The sequence below is a fragment of the Paenibacillus sp. GCM10023252 genome (assembly GCF_042653305.1).
Classification (GTDB): Bacteria; Bacillota; Bacilli; order Paenibacillales; family Paenibacillaceae; genus Pristimantibacillus.
Genome location: NZ_JBHSHW010000005.1, coordinates 14049 through 29239, shown reverse-complemented (window position 1 = coordinate 29239; position 15191 = coordinate 14049). Strand labels below are relative to the sequence as shown.

Annotated in this window: 16 protein-coding genes; 5 read left to right on the top strand and 11 right to left on the bottom strand. The window is 54.7% G+C overall.

Going from position 1 to position 15191, the window contains the following annotated elements; genetic code table 11:
* The coding region (locus ACFO9Q_RS04885) for a YutD family protein (protein WP_379179274.1) at positions 1–691 on the bottom strand (691 nt) is incomplete at its 3' end.
* Positions 692–722: 31 nt separating this feature from the next.
* Positions 723–1622 carry a lipoyl synthase gene (lipA, locus tag ACFO9Q_RS04880; RefSeq protein ID WP_379179272.1) on the bottom strand — a complete coding sequence of 300 codons (900 nt, stop codon included), beginning with the start codon at positions 1620–1622 and terminating at the stop codon, positions 723–725.
* Between the two features lie 452 nt (positions 1623–2074).
* Between lipA and ACFO9Q_RS04875 the strand changes: the two genes are divergently transcribed.
* On the top strand, positions 2075–3097 hold the full coding sequence (locus tag ACFO9Q_RS04875) for a M23 family metallopeptidase (protein WP_379179270.1): 1023 nt from the start codon (positions 2075–2077) through the stop codon (positions 3095–3097).
* A gap of 240 nt (positions 3098–3337) precedes the next feature.
* Here ACFO9Q_RS04875 and yunB read toward each other — a convergent pair whose 3' ends face one another.
* Positions 3338–4450, bottom strand: coding sequence for a sporulation protein YunB (yunB, locus tag ACFO9Q_RS04870; RefSeq protein ID WP_379179268.1), 1113 nt, complete (start codon positions 4448–4450; stop codon positions 3338–3340).
* Positions 4451–4578: 128 nt separating this feature from the next.
* Positions 4579–5823 carry a NosD domain-containing protein gene (locus ACFO9Q_RS04865; RefSeq protein WP_379179282.1) on the bottom strand — a complete coding sequence of 415 codons (1245 nt, stop codon included), beginning with the start codon at positions 5821–5823 and terminating at the stop codon, positions 4579–4581.
* A gap of 216 nt (positions 5824–6039) precedes the next feature.
* Here ACFO9Q_RS04865 and ACFO9Q_RS04860 point away from each other — a divergent pair, with 216 nt between their 5' ends.
* Positions 6040–6330, top strand: a complete 291-nt coding sequence (locus ACFO9Q_RS04860; protein WP_379179266.1) for a hypothetical protein — start codon at positions 6040–6042, stop codon at positions 6328–6330.
* 138 nt (positions 6331–6468) lie between these two features.
* Here ACFO9Q_RS04860 and ACFO9Q_RS04855 read toward each other — a convergent pair whose 3' ends face one another.
* Both ACFO9Q_RS04855 and ACFO9Q_RS04850 read right to left on the bottom strand, forming a co-directional pair.
* Complete coding sequence (locus tag ACFO9Q_RS04855) at positions 6469–7290, bottom strand: TrmH family RNA methyltransferase (RefSeq protein ID WP_379179264.1); 822 nt, start codon at positions 7288–7290, stop codon at positions 6469–6471.
* A 7-nt stretch (positions 7291–7297) separates the two neighbouring features.
* On the bottom strand, positions 7298–7963 hold the full coding sequence (locus tag ACFO9Q_RS04850) for a potassium channel family protein (RefSeq protein WP_379179262.1): 666 nt from the start codon (positions 7961–7963) through the stop codon (positions 7298–7300).
* 150 nt (positions 7964–8113) lie between these two features.
* On the opposite strand from ACFO9Q_RS04850, the gene sspI reads away from it, so the two are divergent.
* Positions 8114–8359, top strand: coding sequence for a small acid-soluble spore protein SspI (sspI, locus tag ACFO9Q_RS04845; protein WP_379179260.1), 246 nt, complete (start codon positions 8114–8116; stop codon positions 8357–8359).
* Positions 8360–8365: 6 nt separating this feature from the next.
* Here the strand turns inward: sspI and ACFO9Q_RS04840 are convergent, their stop codons facing one another.
* From ACFO9Q_RS04840 to ACFO9Q_RS04820, 5 genes are all read right to left on the bottom strand, one after another.
* Positions 8366–9565 (bottom strand): alpha-D-ribose 1-methylphosphonate 5-triphosphate diphosphatase, encoded by a 1200-nt coding sequence (locus ACFO9Q_RS04840; RefSeq protein WP_379179258.1) that lies wholly within the window; start codon positions 9563–9565, stop codon positions 8366–8368.
* Positions 9566–9781: 216 nt separating this feature from the next.
* Complete coding sequence (locus ACFO9Q_RS04835) at positions 9782–10864, bottom strand: Gfo/Idh/MocA family protein (RefSeq protein WP_379179256.1); 1083 nt, start codon at positions 10862–10864, stop codon at positions 9782–9784.
* A gap of 402 nt (positions 10865–11266) precedes the next feature.
* Positions 11267–11908 (bottom strand): ThuA domain-containing protein, encoded by a 642-nt coding sequence (locus ACFO9Q_RS04830; protein ID WP_379179280.1) that lies wholly within the window; start codon positions 11906–11908, stop codon positions 11267–11269.
* 31 nt (positions 11909–11939) lie between these two features.
* Positions 11940–13103 (bottom strand): Gfo/Idh/MocA family protein, encoded by a 1164-nt coding sequence (locus ACFO9Q_RS04825; protein ID WP_379179254.1) that lies wholly within the window; start codon positions 13101–13103, stop codon positions 11940–11942.
* 39 nt (positions 13104–13142) lie between these two features.
* Positions 13143–14168 (bottom strand): LacI family DNA-binding transcriptional regulator, encoded by a 1026-nt coding sequence (locus ACFO9Q_RS04820; RefSeq protein WP_379179252.1) that lies wholly within the window; start codon positions 14166–14168, stop codon positions 13143–13145.
* 322 nt (positions 14169–14490) lie between these two features.
* On the opposite strand from ACFO9Q_RS04820, the gene ACFO9Q_RS04815 reads away from it, so the two are divergent.
* Together ACFO9Q_RS04815 and ACFO9Q_RS04810 are read left to right on the top strand one after the other, a co-directional pair.
* Positions 14491–14850, top strand: a complete 360-nt coding sequence (locus tag ACFO9Q_RS04815) for a hypothetical protein (protein ID WP_379179250.1) — start codon at positions 14491–14493, stop codon at positions 14848–14850.
* 28 nt (positions 14851–14878) lie between these two features.
* Positions 14879–15178 carry a hypothetical protein gene (locus tag ACFO9Q_RS04810; RefSeq protein WP_379179248.1) on the top strand — a complete coding sequence of 100 codons (300 nt, stop codon included), beginning with the start codon at positions 14879–14881 and terminating at the stop codon, positions 15176–15178.
* Positions 15179–15191 lie beyond the last annotated feature (13 nt).

Sequence of the window (15191 nt, the reverse complement as noted above, 5' to 3'; positions counted from 1 at the left end):
AGCCTTCGCTCCGCTCTCCGCGCTGCTCACTGCCGCCGCGCGAGCCTTCGCTCCGCTCCCCGCGCTGCTCACTGCCGCCGCGCGAGCCTTCGCTCCGCTCCCCGCGCTGCTCACCGCCGCCGCGCGGGCCGCCTCCGCGCGGACCATCGCCGCGCTTGCCTTCGCCGCGCGGCGAGTTCCGCTGGCCGCGGTGGCCGCCGCGCTCCCGGCTCTGCTGCGACCTGCTGCCGCCGCTAGTCGCCGGCTGCTCAGCCGCCGCATCATCGCCTGCCGGCTCAGCCGCTTGCACGACTCTTGATCTGCCCTTGTGGCGATCCAGCGTCAGTAGATGCTCGTCCAGATGCAGAATGTCGCCTTCCGCATATGCGGCCTCTCCATCCCCAGAATCATCTGTACCATCCAGCCTTTTGCTGCTATGCGCACGCTCCAGCACGAAGAATGCGCAGCCGAAGTTGCAATACTCATTAATATAATCGACCAGACCGGCAATCGTAGATTCCTTGGTTGCTTTCGAGTTTTGTTCTTTGAAGAATCCTTTGAGCCGCAGCTGACTGTAGCCCCAATCTCCGATGATATAATCGTACCTCTCCAGTACTTCACTATACCGCTCGCGAAAAGCCTCCGCATTCCAGCCATTCTTATTCTCATGAACGAGTTCGTATGCCTTGCCGCCAATCTGAATCAAGCCCATATTCCCCACCCTCTTAGGAGCATCTAGTCAATTATACGCTGCTTGTCTCCCGTTCAATTGCCGCCACCGCAGAATCAGTCTGCTCGTGTGCATGATAGGAGCTTCTTACAAGAGGTCCAGACTCCACATGGCGGAAGCCTCGAGCTAGACCTTCTTCCTTCAGCTTCGCGAATTCATCTGGATGAACATAACGCTCAAGCGGCAGATGGTTCGGCGTTGGCTGCAGGTACTGACCGAGTGTCAGAATGTTGACGTCAACCGCACGAAGATCATCCATCGCTCGCAGAATCTCATCGTATTCCTCACCCACACCAAGCATAATGCTGGACTTCGTCGGAATCTTCGGCTTCATCTCCTTGGCTTGTCTAAGCAGTTCGATCGAACGCTCATACTTCGCACGTGCACGCACACGGTCTGACAGCCGCTCCACGGTCTCAATATTATGGTTCAGTATGTCCGGGTTCGCGTCCATCACGATCTGCAGCGCTTCACGGTTGCCGAGGAAGTCTGGAATGAGCACCTCTACGCGGCAGAACGGCATACGCTTGCGAATCGCACGAATCGTTGCAGCGAAGATCGAAGCTCCACCGTCCTTCAGATCATCTCTAGCTACAGAAGTAACTACACAATGCTGCAAGCCCATCTGCTCGGCCGCTTCAGCAACGCGTTCTGGCTCTTCGAGATCCAGCTCCGTCGGCAGTCCAGTCTTCACCGCGCAGAATCGGCAAGCACGCGTACAGATATCACCTAGTATCATGAACGTTGCCGTCCGGTTCGCCCAGCATTCATAGATGTTCGGGCAGCGTGCTTCTTCACACACACTGTGCAGCGTTTTGCCACGCATCATTTCTTTTATTTCGGCGAAGTTGCCGCCTGTTGCGAGCTTTATTTTTAGCCAATCCGGCTTCGGCAATGGTTCGTGTTTTTTCATAAGGGCAATCCCTGCTTTCACTATCATTTGCACCCCCTGACGGAGCTGCGTCAATTGCTTTCGTTATTATAACATGTTTCTTGTGAAAAGATCACTTTCTTCCAACTGAGGCATGCGCGTGATAGCATGATTCCACTTCTTACGGCGATTATTCAGTTTGTTACCGCAATAATTACTCTTACGGTTCTCCTACTGAATAGCCGTCCAAAGGAAAAGGACTCCAAGCGTCGCAAGCGCTCGAAGTCCCGGAAAAAATGATCACCGGAGGGTGTTAAGCCCTCCCCCTACCGTCATTATATGCAAACGGACCGGTAAAATGCAATGGAGAAGTTAACCCTAATTATATTGATCCTCGCCTTACTTATCTCATTGTATGCAGACCCACCCCACTGGATAAAATCCACTAATATGCAGATGATAACTACCAACACTTCAGACAAGAGGAGAGTCTCATGATTAGACAACTCATATCACTCTCAGCTGCCGTTGCCATCGTGACCACTCTCAGCCTCACTCCCGTCAGCCATGCTGCTCCGCTTCCTGTTCAGCAGCCTGATCCACTCGTGGAGAGGCGCGTTATTTACGACCAATTGAGTACCTTAACCGGATTGCCTTGGTACCGGCTCGCGGCAGTAGATCAATACGAGCGCTCCCTCTCTAAGGCTAGACCGAAGGCAAGGCCCCAGCTGGGCAAGACGGTTGGCGTCTTCGTCTCCGAGGAAGATTGGGCGGGCTCGCTCAATCCCGACAGCAGCGATGTTCAGCCGAAGTCTATCCAGTGGTTCGGAGGCATTGGGCGCGATGGGAACGGGGACGGCGTGGTACAACGGACCGATGATTCTGATCTGCTGTTCTCCGTAGCTAGCAAGCTGCTTACATACGGCACCTCTGAAGAGGACTTCTCCATTGGCCTATGGGAGTATTATCATAGCAGCCGTGCCGTTATGCGTATTCAGCAATTTGCCCGCATATACAGCGGATTTGATACGTTGAACTTGTTCGACCATGCCTTCCCTGTACCTGTAGGCACCCATTATTCGTATCGCAGCACTTGGGGCTCGGGCCGGAGCTGGGGCGGGTACCGCATCCATGAGGGGACGGATATTTTCGCAGACTATGGGCTTCCTGTTCGCAGCACCTGCTACGGCATCATTGAGGTGAAGGGCTGGAACCCATACGGAGGCTGGCGCATCGGCATTCGTGATCTCACGAATGTGTATCATTATTACGCGCATCTATCCGGCTATGACAAGACGATTGGCGTAGGCGATCTCGTGAAGCCGGGGCAAGTCATCGGCTGGGTAGGCAGCTCCGGCTACGGCAAGCCAGGCACATCAGGCAAGTTCCCGCCGCATCTGCACTATGGGGTGTACCGGGACCGCGGACTCATCGAGTGGTCCTTCGATCCCTATCCGATGCTTCGACGGTGGGAGATGGACGACCGCACTAAGCTTCGCAAAAAGCGGCAGAGCTAGCCAGAGGCTCTGCCGCTTTTTTCATACCTTCACCTTCCTTAAGCAGCAGTCCCATCGCTCACTCCGGGCGCTGCAGCATCACATTCTGATGCTATAGCTCCAAACTCGCCCACTCCGGGCGCTGCAGCATCACATTGTGATGCTATGGCTCCGAACTTACTCCCTCCGAACCCTGCAGCATCACATTCTAATGCTATCCCGCCTGCGCCCCCTGTCTACTCCCCGCCCGCGCCCTCCTATCTACTCCCCGCCGTCCCCCTCCTCTCCCTCACCCTCACCTGCTCCACTCCCTGCGTCCGAGCCGCCTTCCGACATCGCATCATTCCCGCTACCGCCCGCACCTGGCAGGACCGGCACAGATATATTCGGGGCATCCGCCGCGGAGTCGCCGACGGGATTGCCCTTATTGTCGTAGTAGTACATAGGCACATCGCCAACAACGAGCAGATACGAGATTGGAATCTCCGTGGATACCTGCTCCGCCTCCGTATCGAACGGAATGATGATGGACACCTCGGCCACGATTCGGATGTAGACCTCGACCAGGATCATATTGATCCCCGCATCCTGCTGCCTCGTACTGAGATCCACCTTCACATTGCCGACCGGCTCGAACCGCACCGGCACACGGGGACCATAGGAAGAGAGAATCGCGCTGCCGAGCGCTTGCCCGACCGGTACTCGCTCCGTAATATGGCCCATATGATCCAGCGTCGCTTGTACCGTCTCGATTGTCTGCGAGGTGATGCGCATATGCTCCCCGTAATTCAGCATGAAGCCCGAGATCTTGCCCGTATTGCTCATCTTCCAATCAATCAGCTTATCCAGCTTCGAGTTCTCCCCAACCTGCTCCGAGATCGCCTTATTAATCGCTTCTGTAGCGACCTGCTTCACCCTTACCTTCGCAACATTCATAAGAGGAGGACGCAGATTCCGATCTATGAAAATAAACGTCTGAACCATCATAAACACAATCAACAGCAAGATCAGCCATACATACTTGCCTCGCCGTCTCGGCTTCGGCTGCTGTGAACTCCAGCTCCCTGCCCCACGATTCCGGCTCGATGACCCACGGCCCCAGCTCCCTGCCCCACCGCTCCCGCTCACTGACCCACGACCCCAGCTCGCCACTCCTCGTCTCCAGCCCCCCGACCCTCGACTCCCGCTTCCGCTGCTCGCTTGAAGAAGTGGACGCCGCGGACGGAACCGCCCTCCGCTCCCGCCACTACCGCCGCTCCCGGATGTGCCGGAGCGTGACCCCCAGCTAACCTTCCGGGGACGCCCCCGGAAGGTCAGGAATCGGAATGGGCCTGGCAGCCGTATTCGCAGTCCTCTTCTTCCCCATCTTGCCATGAGCAGCGCCTCCTCGTCCCGCGTGTGCACCGGTTCGTCCCTCTCTACCATGCTTATGCGCAGCCCCAACGAAAAAGAAGGACCCGCCTCCCTGCGGGCCCTTCCACTTCAACTCCTGTATCTCTTCATTAACTCTCTTGGAACTTCTCCCAGCCGCCAATCGCATTGCCTTGTGCATACAGGGCACCGCCATAGCCTGGATCCGCATACACATACAGGTTGGAAGCCTTCGACAAGTAAGATACCGTGCCGTCACTGTTCTGAATCCGATCGAACTTCTCCCACAGTCCGATGTACGTCCCTACCGCTTCAAGCGGATTGCCGGCATGACTCATGTTCGCTTGTACGTATAGTCCGTTATGTGCCTTGAAGGACACCGTACCATCCGCATTCGTAATCTTCTCGAATTGCTCCCATGATTGCGGAGTCGAGGCTACAGCCTGCAGAGGGTTGGACGTCTGACTGGTGTTCGCCTGAACATACTGATTGTTCGCTTGAGCCCGCAGCTTAATCGTATTCGTCACCGGAGGATTCGTAGTCGATCCGCCGCTTCCTTCGAACGCTCCACGATCCTTAGCTCCACCTGCAGGACGGGTAGCAGAGCCGAACAGATTCTTAACCTCACCCTTGCTTGCAATGTAGCTCCAGTTCGGAGCCCATCGGTACCAAGCCATCTTCTGATTGGAGGAAGTCTTCACAAGCGAAGCCTTGTCCCATACAAGCGCATCATTCGGCGTATCCGTTGACGTTCCAGCATCAATGTCCGGGGATGAGCTGCTCAGACGGAAGTCTGCATTGTCGCCATCCACGAAGCTCGGATTGCTCGTATTGAAGTTGTTGTTGGACAGCGTGCTGTTCGTGTACGGCTCGGAGTTCCATGCTGCTCCTCTGGACCCTACGAACGATTGATAGACGATATTGTTGCGAATAGTTGCCGAGTCGGAGGATTCCCAGCCCCATAGTCCGAGGCCTGAACCGCCATGGGTATAGTTCGGATCCTTCCCATTCTCATACATCGTGTTGTTGAAGATACGTGAGTAGCTGCTCTCCGTAATGGCAATACCGACGCCGCCGTTCTCGAAGAACAGGTTGTTCTCAATCTTCGCTCCGCCGTTATGGAAGGAGAGATCGACGATCATGCCGTTCCCATCCGTATGTGCGCTGGACACATCGACGTTATGGTAGGACACGTTATTCCTGACTACATTGTTCTGACCGTAGATGCCCCACAGATTAATACCGCTGGACCAAGAGCCCGTGTTAGGATCCCAGCCTGTCCGGCCGACCAGATTGTTCTCAACCGTCACATCACTCGCGTTGAAAATCGCAATCCCATTCTGTCCGCACAGATCCACAAGGTTATTGCGAACAATGACATGGTTAAGCGTCTGATACGGTGTAATCTCACGATTATCACTAGGGCGAATGGCTGGAGTTGCCCACCGATAGCATTATCATGACCTTCGACCTCCCTAATCGTGCCAAAAAAATGCGAATCCACCTTGAAAATACGACAAACATTGCAAACTCAATCTGCTAATATGAATGACTAAGAGGTTATATTCAAAAAAAACATTAAGGAGGCGCTTATGGAATTCATTATGAATCAGAGCTTCGAGAACGAGACGATCCGATTCGACGGATATTCGTTCATTAGCTGCACCTTCACGAACTGCGTCATTATCATAACTACGCTCGACTTCGGATTCGAGCAATGCACCTTCTATGGATCATCGCTGCATGTGAACCCGGAGCTTCCCGTGTTCCAGATCTCACACCGCCTATCTCAATCCTCCTATGACTCGGACACTACCTGTCAGTATGATGATTACAAGCAACCAAGAACGACGCTCCCCCTCCGCAAGATTGCTACCGCTTAAGTAAGCGTCTTCATACATGCCATGGCAGACAAGGGCTGCTCCTGTTCACCTCGTGGTGATTGAAGCAGCCCTTGTGTCTGTGTCTGTGTCGGTGTAGATAGGTTGACTGTATATAGGTCTTGTCTGCGCCTCTGCCTACTAGCTGTATCGCCTCTGCCGCATACTCTCGTACAGCAGGACAGTTGCAGCCATCGCGACATTCAGAGACTCTGACCGGCCATGCATCGGTATGATGATGGACTCATTCATGAGCTTCGCCGCTTCAGCGGACAGCCCGTCGGACTCGCTGCCGAACAGCAGCCAGGTCGAGTCGGTGAAGTCATAGCTGTAGCAGCTATGCTGGGCTTGGAGACTGGTGCCCACCAGCTTCATTCCTCGCTCAGCTGCTATAGGCAGCAGCTCCTTCAGATCTCCTTCCAGTATCGGCAGATGGAACAACGAGCCCATTGTCGAGCGCACCGTCTTCGGATTATAGAGATCGACGCAGCCTCGTCCGAGCACCACCGCGTCAGCCCCTACCGCATCAGCACTGCGAATGATTGTGCCTACATTGCCCGGATCACGCACGCCGTCGAGGACAACGACGAGCGCCCCTTGCTTGAACAACGCTTCCTCCGCAGCTGCGGCCGTCTTCTTCACGACGCCGAACACAGGCGGGGCGGATTCCGTGCCCGTGCACTTGGCCATGACAGCTGGTGATGCACTGATCCATTCGACAGCGCTGCGATTCTCTCCGTCCACAGTCGCTGTTAGCGCCCTTAGCTCAGTCGGAATGCCCCGCTCGGCATCATAGACGACCGTCTGGAGGGCTGCGCCGCATGCTGCTGCCTCCTGAATCAGATGTATACCTTCGATGAGGAATTCCCCGTTCCGATCACGATGCTTCTTGTCGAGCAGGGATGCCCAATGCTTGACCCTCGTATTCTGCACCGACAGAATAGTGGCATGAGTTACTGTCATTAGATTATCAGCCTTCCGAATAGACAATTTCCAGATTAGTTAGATCGGAGTTTTTGCCAACGATGACAAGCACGTCACCCTCACGAATGAGATCCTCCGCATAGGGAGCGATATTCATGGCAGTACCCGACTTGATCGCCATCACATTGCACTTGTACTTCGCCCGGATGTCCAGCTCCTTCAGATTCTTGCCAATCATGCGGTCCGGAGCCTTAATCTCAATAATGCTATAGTCATCGGATATCTCTATGTAGTCCAGAATGTTAGGTGAGATGAGATGATGCGCTACGCGCAGTCCCATATCCCGCTCCGGGAAAATCACCTTATCCGCGCCGATCTTCGTCAGCACCTTCCCATGAAGCTCATTCTGCGCCTTCACAATTAAGGTTGGCACACCCATGTCCTTCAGAATTAACGTGGTCAGGATGCTGGCTTGAATGTCTTGCCCGATAGCTACGACTACGACATCGAAGTTGCGGACTCCGAGTGCCCTAAGTGCTTCCTCATCGGTAGAATCTGCAGACACTGCATGCGTGACCTTGGAGGCAACCTCCTGAATCCGCTGCTCGTTCGCATCGATGGCCAGCACTTCGAACCCCATGTCCGTAAGCGAGTTGGCGACGCTAATGCCGAATCGGCCCATTCCAATGACTGCATATTGCTTCTTGGCCATTCCCCGTTATTCCCCTTCCTGCTAAGCAGATCTCTCTGCTACGTCTGATTACGTCCCATTATAGCATACCCGGGCACCCGGATGAGAACCGCCTTCAGGGGACATATTATAGCGTGAGTCTGCTGCATTACTCATACTGGAGGGATTGTCATGAACGTCATCCTTACGCTGCGAGACGCCATCATTATGCGTGTGAAGGACAACAATCAAGCTGAGCTCAAGGATGTCATCCAAGGATCTATTGGAGGAGACGAGAAGGCGCTTCCCGGCATCGGTGTCCTATTCGAATTAATCTGGCCGAATCTAACCGAAGCTGAACGAGACAGGCTCGCCAGCGTGCTGCATGAGCAAGTCGCGAAGCAAGGGACGGCAGCTGCTGCACCTCCCGCCAAGTAATACGCTCTACCTCTCGCTGCAGGTGAATACAGTCGTGCCGCCAACGAGCGTCTGAACGGTCAACGGATGACCTTCGAATCGATCCACGATGATGAGATCTGCTGCTCTGCCGGGGACGATAGAGCCTAGGTGATCATCAATTCCGAGAGCTTGCGCAGGGTGCAGAGTCGCCATGCGCACCGCCTCAGGCAGAGCAGCAACTCCATCATCCACCAGCTTGAAGATTGCCGTTAGCAAGGAGGAGGGATGATAGTCCGAGCATAGAATATGAGCGACCCCAGCAGCAATGGCATCGGAAGCTCTCAGATTATGGTCGTGGGAGACACCTCTGACGACATTCGGCGCTCCTACACATACCTGAATTCCGCGGTCTGCCGCCACCTTAGCCGTCTCCATATTAATGGGGAATTCACAGATGGACACGCCCAAGCGGCTCCGATCCTCAATCATCTGCGAGCTGTCGTCGTCATGTGAAGCGACGGCAATGCCTTGTTCGCCAGCCAGCCTCCCCAGATGCTCCAGCTTGTCCCAATCCACCTTAGCTCGGTTCTCTGCAAGTGTGCTTACAATGTGCCCAACCTCGGCTGCTGTGACTCCTTGATTTTTCATCACATAGCGCTCGAACGACCCTTCCTCCCGGTACTGTCCTTGCCCTGGCGAATGGTCCATGAAGGAGAGGTAATCGATCTGGTTATCGTTCAGATACTGTTCTACCCTCGCAAGTCCGTCCAGATGCGACACTTCATATCTGAGATGAATGCGATTGCGCACCATGGAGCGCTTGCTCCGATAACGGCTGATCTGATCGATCATGCCGGTCAAGTAATGGTCGCCTCTCAAGCTGAGTCCAACCCCGAGGGATAGGGAATGATACATCGTCGTAATGCCGTGAAGGGGGAGCTTGCGCTCGAACTCCAGCAAGGACATATCCAGCGGGAACAGCGTGTTCGGCCGAGGCTGCACCTCCTTCTCAAGGGCATCACAATGAATATCAATGAGTCCAGGCAGTACATATCGACCGCCGGCCTCCATATATTGCGCATCAGGGTGGTTGTCCATCCAATGCTGGACCGACTCCGCGCTCGTCAGCACTCCTTCAATGACTCCATCTCTAATCGCCACTGCGCCTGTTACCGCTTCATCCGGAAGCACGATCGTTCCCCCGTGGATCAGAAGTGACTGCGTCTTTTTCTGCATGTGCTCCATACTGACTGCCCCCTTTACAACATCTCCATATGAATCTAACATATCATTTCTACTGTGCCTTAATCAAAAAAAAAGCTAAAAAAGCATACCAGAACACACGGCCTCGCCGTGCTTCCCGGTATGCATGTCATGCATGATGCATGTAGATCATGTTGGAAATGGCTAGAACAGCTAAGAGCGCTGGCATTGCCGCTGGCCGCTCAGATTAGGGCCAGCTTAGAGCGCTGGCATTGCCGCTGGCCGCTCGCATTCGCTGGTCATGCTGTAGTGCTGACCTTGCTCAGAAGCGATATGGATTCCATGCATCGCTTCAAGCACATGCAGAGCCATCTCCCCATTGGCACGATGCTGTCGACCCTCAGCGATGGCAGATGCCATATCTGCAACACCGATGCCACGGTTATTGTTCGAGTAGCCGTGAGTGAGCGGTATGATCTCCCACTCGGAGCTGCCTGCGCGGCGAAGCTTCACTTCTCCTCCGAACGTGTTCGGATCCGGAACGAGCAGCGTGCCCGCTGAGCCCTGAATCTCAATATTCGGAAGGGATGTCCCCGCCTTCGTATCGAAGCTCGTAATGAGCGTTCCTACGGCTCCGCTCTCGAAGTCAATGACTCCGGCAAGATGAGTAGGCGTCTCCACCGGGATGACCTTGCCGCGCTTCTTCTCACTCGTAATGGTCCGCTCGGGATACGAGATTACAGCAGATCCGGTTACTCGGCGAATCGGACCCAGCAGCGTAATATATGCGGTTAGGTAATAAGGTCCCATATCGAACATCGGCCCGCCGCCCACCTCATAGTAGAACTCGGGATCGGGATGCCACGTCTCATGACCGCCGCCCATCATGAAGCCGGAGACGGAGATCGGCGTTCCGATTGCGCCCTCGTCAATCAGCTTGCGGACGGTCTGAATGCCTCCGCCTAGGAATGTCTCCGGCGCACTGGCTACACGAAGACCTTTGCTGCGAGCAAGCTCTACGACAGCACGGCCTTCCTCCATCGTGACAGCCAGCGGCTTCTCCACATAGACATGCTTGCCGGCTTCCAGCGCTTGGAGGCACACATTCGCATGCGCCTTCGGAATCGTCAGATTCACGACGATGTCGATATCGGGATCTGCAAGCAGCTGCTCCACCGTATATGCCTTGCTTAGACCGAACTCTTCGGCTCTCGCTCTTGCCCGTTCAATATCTAGATCTGCACAAGCGACGAGATCTACTTCTGGATACTTCGATAAGTTCTCGAAGTATATTTTGCTAATATTGCCGCATCCCACAATGCCAACCGTGCTCGGTTTCATTCGATACTTCTCTCCTCTGTGTATGTAGTAGATCGTTTCGTAACTTCTTTAACTATCTTATTGCATTGCTGAATTGCAATTGCATCAGTTGCTAACGGAACTAACAGACCTTATTTAGCCTTTTTCAGCATTGTTCCTGAAGCTAACGGAACTAGGCGACCTTATTGGGCTTATTTTCGAAGGGGACCCCTCTTAATTAGGTGAATAACGGCGCTGAGTTCCGCTAGCTTCTGCTTATTGCCTCATGTATTGCAATTAACGTCTCTGGGTTCCGTCCATAAGATAATAATGATTGAACTATGCACAGTGGTACGTGAATGGTGTTCCACATCCTGTGTTCAGCTTACCTCGTTCCCGGATGCTCGTTCCGCCTGCTTCCTACCATGTGGCATCAGGTTCTAATTAGGCCTCGCGGGCTGCCCACAGGAAGCCGCGTCTCATGAGCTCCAGCGTCTGCGGCATCGCAACTATATTCGCTTGATGTCCGAGCGTATTGTGGAACACCCTTCCTTCACCCCATGTCTTCGTCCATACCACAGGCATCTTCACACTGCCATAGTCGGCGAAGGTCGTCGTAGCGTGTACGGTGATCGCCGGGTCGACATGCATATAATACTGCTCGGAGCTTACTTCGAAGTCTCCTATTCCCTTGGTCAGTGGATCATCGCTGCTCGTCATATTCACTTCATAGCGAACACCGTCATTGCCCGGATGAGCGACCCATTGCCCGCCAACCATGAATTGATACTCCACTTCATTGCGGAACGCATCTGACATGCCGCCGTGGCAGCCGGCAATGCCGCAGCCTGCCTTCACGGTGTCGAGCAGCGGTCTTAGCTGCTCCTTCTCTATCGTGCCCATCGTCCAGATTGGAACGATGAGGTCTTGCGCAGCCATAAGCGCTTCATCCTTGAAGCTGTCCAGCGTGTCGGATACGGTTACCTCGAATCCCTCTTCACGCAATACTCCTGCGAATATATCTGCTACTTGGTCAGGCTGATGTCCATCCCAGCCGCCCCATACGATTAATGCCTGTCTGCTCATCTCATTGTCCATTCCCTTCGACTTGCTCAAGTTATACTTCGCTCAGCCCAACCCAGCGTCGCTCAGCGATCGAGCGATCAACCGCTTCAAGCACCTCTTGGCACTTCACGCCATCATAGAAGTTCGGCACAGGCTGACGGTCTTCCTCGAACGCCTTCATCAGCTCATGCACCTCATGAGTGAACGTGTGCTCATAGCCGATCGTATGCCCAGCAGGCCACCAAGCATCCATGTACGCATGAGCCGGGTCTGTCGCCAGCACTCGGCGGAAGCCTTGCACATCCTCTGCATCATCCGTGAAGTAGACCTGAAGCTCATTCATCCTCTCGAAGTCGAACTTCACACTGCCCTTGCTCCCATTGATCTCAAAAGAGTTCGTACACCGGTGACCCGCAGCGAACCTAGTCGCCTCGAAGCTGCCAAGTGCTCCATTCTCGAAGCGCGTCAGGAACAGCGTCGCGTCGTCAACCGTGACAGGTCCGCGAGGAGCATCTGCGCTTCCCTTCGCACTTAGACCCGTCATTGCTGTAGCAATCGGACGCTCCTTCACGAACGTCTCGTTCATGCCGATAACCTCTTGCAGCTCGCCAACCAGGAATCGGGACAAGTCAATGAGATGTGCGCCTAGATCTCCATGGGAGCCTGAGCCTGCGATCTCCTTCTGAAGGCGCCATACGAGCGGGAAGGAAGGGTCGATAATCCAGTCCTGCAGGAACCATGCCCGGAAGTGATAGATCTGGCCGAGACGGCCTTCCTCGATTAGCTTCTTCGCTAATTGAACCGCCGGGGCGAAGCGATAGTTGAACCCTACCATATGCTTCACGCCAGCTTTTTCTGCTGCTTGCAGCATCTCTCTTGAATCCTCGAGCGTCAGAGCAAGCGGCTTCTCGCAGAACAAGTGCTTGCCAGCCTTTGCCGCAGCTATTGCAATCTCCTTGTGCGCGTCACTGGGGGCATTGATATCAATGAGATCGATATCCTGACGGCTCACGAGCTGACGCCAGTCCGTCTCCGAGGATGCCCAGCCGAACTGGGCTCTCGCTTGCTCAAGCCCTTCCGGATCGCGGCCGCAGATTGCCGTCATCTCTGGCTTCCGTGAATCGGGGAAAAACATCGGCAGCGCCCGATAAGCGTTGCTGTGTGCCTTGCCCATGAACTTGTACCCAATCATACCTACTCGAATCTGATTAGTCATCGTTACATCAACTTCCTCTCATAGTGGGTAATGAACGAACTACTCTCTGCGAGGTGTGGAAGACTCTCTCCCAATATAGGAGACTGGCAGCAGTGAGGAAGCTTCTCCCTTAGCCTCTTCACTGAGCAGCAGCGAAGCCGCGAGCTGTCCCATCTCATAGAATGGGACTGAGACCGACGACAGCTGCGGATGAACCAGCCTCGATCCATCCGAATTGTCATAGCCGACGACCGCTACGTCTACTCCTGTCTTCATACCAAGCTCGGCGAATCTCTGCATGAGCCCGATCGCCATTCGATCATTCGCCGCGAACACCGCGTCTACCTTGCCTGCCTTGATCTTATCAGAGAGGATGGATGCAGCTTCATAGCCGCTCTTGCGGCTGTAGTTCCCTTCGTGCAGCAGCTCCCCTCTAACCGGAAGTCCACTTGCCTGAAGCGCCCTCTCATAACCGGCAAGCCTGTCTCGCGAGTTCGAATATCTCTCCGGACCGTTCAGGAAGGCGATCCGGCTATATCCGCTTGCAATTAACTGAGTGACCGCCTCGAAGCTGCCATTCTCATGATCAGCATCTACCGCCATGTACCCAAGCTCCTCTTCGAAGCGCTGATTCACCAGGCAGAATGGATGTCCCTCTGCCTTAAGCTCTGCCAGCGCCTCCCGCTCCTCCGGTATATCCTGTGCTCCTAAGACGATACAAGCATCCACCTTCTGCGTGCGGAATAGCATCGCATAATCTCGCTTCTCCTCCGGCTCACGGAACATGAGGAGCAGATCGTACCCATGCTGCTTCGCTGTCTCTCCGATGCCGCTCAGAATCTCCGAGAAGTAGTAGGTGGAGAACAGATGCACCTTCGGTACGAAGGGCAGAATGACGCCTAGGTTACCGCTTCTACGTCTGGCGAACCGCTGCGCAAGTGCGCTTGGCACATAACCCAGCTGATCCGCCGCTTCCTGTACTCTCCGGCGCGTCTCTTCCTTCATGGGACCTACGCCATTAAGCACTCGGGACACCGTTGCTTCAGACACTCCAGCTAATTTGGCTACTTCCTTCCTGCTTATCAATGCTTCCTCCTGCTATACCTTTTTTTTGCTTAGGCTAATGTTCTGTGCTGTAACCCAGCCGCTTCGCTAGTTCTGTGCTGTAACCCAACCGCTTCGCTAGTTCTGTGCAGTAACCTAGCTGCTTCAGTAGTTCTATGCTGTAACCTTGCCGCTTCGCTAGTTCTGTGCTGTAACCTTGCCGCTTCAGTAGGCATTGTCTTCTTTCTTGAATTAATGTACACGCGTACATTATGGCATGAAACCGTTTTACCGTCAATGCAAAAATTTGCGACCAAGCATAGGAGGACAATAACCTTCCGCTTAGCCGCAAACTATAGAGTAGATGATGCTGCAGCGCTCGAAGCGGGCTCGATTGAGGCTGGCCGAGAGCAATAGCGCCAGATTCTGGCGTTGCAGCGGCCAGACGGCGCCGGCACAGGGCAATAGCGCCAGATTCTGGCGTTACAGCGGCCGGAAGAGGCCTGCCGAGGGCAATAGCGCCAGATTCTGGCGTTGCAGCGGCCGGATGGCGTCGGCCGAGAGCAATAGCGCCAGATTCTGGCGTTGCAGCTGCCGGTTGAGGCCGGCCGAGAGCAATAGCGCCAGATTCTGGCGTTGCAGCAGCCGGAAGAGGCCGGCCGAGGGCAATAGCGCCAGATTCTGGCGTTGCAGCGGCCCGGAAGAGGCCGGCCGAGAGCAATAGCGCCAGATTCTGGCGTTGCAGCGGCCGGATGGCGCTGGCCGAGGGCAATAGCGCCAGATTCTGGCGTTGCAGCGGCCGGTTGAGGCCGGCCGAGAGCAATAGCGCCAGATTCTGGCGTTACAGCGGCCGGATGGCATCGGCCGAGAGCAATAGCGCCAGATTCTGGCGTTGCAGCGGCCAGATGGCGCCGACCGAGAGCAATAGCGCCAGATTCTCAAGCTGCAGCAGGCTGCTGCAGCTTGAGGAAGTAGCTAGTTGGGAGGCTGTAGCGTCGGAATGTGAGGCTGCAGCACTTAGAGTAGGCTCGATCGGAGCTATAGCATCATAATGTGATGCTGCAG

Bases quoted from the DNA above. Each gene is read 5' to 3' on its own strand.
- ACFO9Q_RS04855 (WP_379179264.1), bottom strand. From the start codon at position 7,290: ATGACAGTAACTCATGCCACTATTCTGTCGGTGCAGAATACGAGGGTC.
- sspI (WP_379179260.1), top strand. From the start codon at position 8,114: ATGAACGTCATCCTTACGCTGCGAGACGCCATCATTATGCGTGTGAAG.
- ACFO9Q_RS04850 (WP_379179262.1), bottom strand. From the start codon at position 7,963: ATGGCCAAGAAGCAATATGCAGTCATTGGAATGGGCCGATTCGGCATT.
- ACFO9Q_RS04875 (WP_379179270.1), top strand. From the start codon at position 2,075: ATGATTAGACAACTCATATCACTCTCAGCTGCCGTTGCCATCGTGACC.
- ACFO9Q_RS04810 (WP_379179248.1), top strand. From the start codon at position 14,879: ATGGCGCTGGCCGAGGGCAATAGCGCCAGATTCTGGCGTTGCAGCGGC.
- ACFO9Q_RS04860 (WP_379179266.1), top strand. From the start codon at position 6,040: ATGGAATTCATTATGAATCAGAGCTTCGAGAACGAGACGATCCGATTC.
- ACFO9Q_RS04840 (WP_379179258.1), bottom strand. From the start codon at position 9,565: ATGGAGCACATGCAGAAAAAGACGCAGTCACTTCTGATCCACGGGGGA.
- ACFO9Q_RS04825 (WP_379179254.1), bottom strand. From the start codon at position 13,103: ATGACTAATCAGATTCGAGTAGGTATGATTGGGTACAAGTTCATGGGC.
- yunB (WP_379179268.1), bottom strand. From the start codon at position 4,450: ATGGCAAGATGGGGAAGAAGAGGACTGCGAATACGGCTGCCAGGCCCA.
- lipA (WP_379179272.1), bottom strand. From the start codon at position 1,622: ATGAAAAAACACGAACCATTGCCGAAGCCGGATTGGCTAAAAATAAAG.
- ACFO9Q_RS04835 (WP_379179256.1), bottom strand. From the start codon at position 10,864: ATGAAACCGAGCACGGTTGGCATTGTGGGATGCGGCAATATTAGCAAA.
- ACFO9Q_RS04815 (WP_379179250.1), top strand. From the start codon at position 14,491: ATGATGCTGCAGCGCTCGAAGCGGGCTCGATTGAGGCTGGCCGAGAGC.
- ACFO9Q_RS04830 (WP_379179280.1), bottom strand. From the start codon at position 11,908: ATGAGCAGACAGGCATTAATCGTATGGGGCGGCTGGGATGGACATCAG.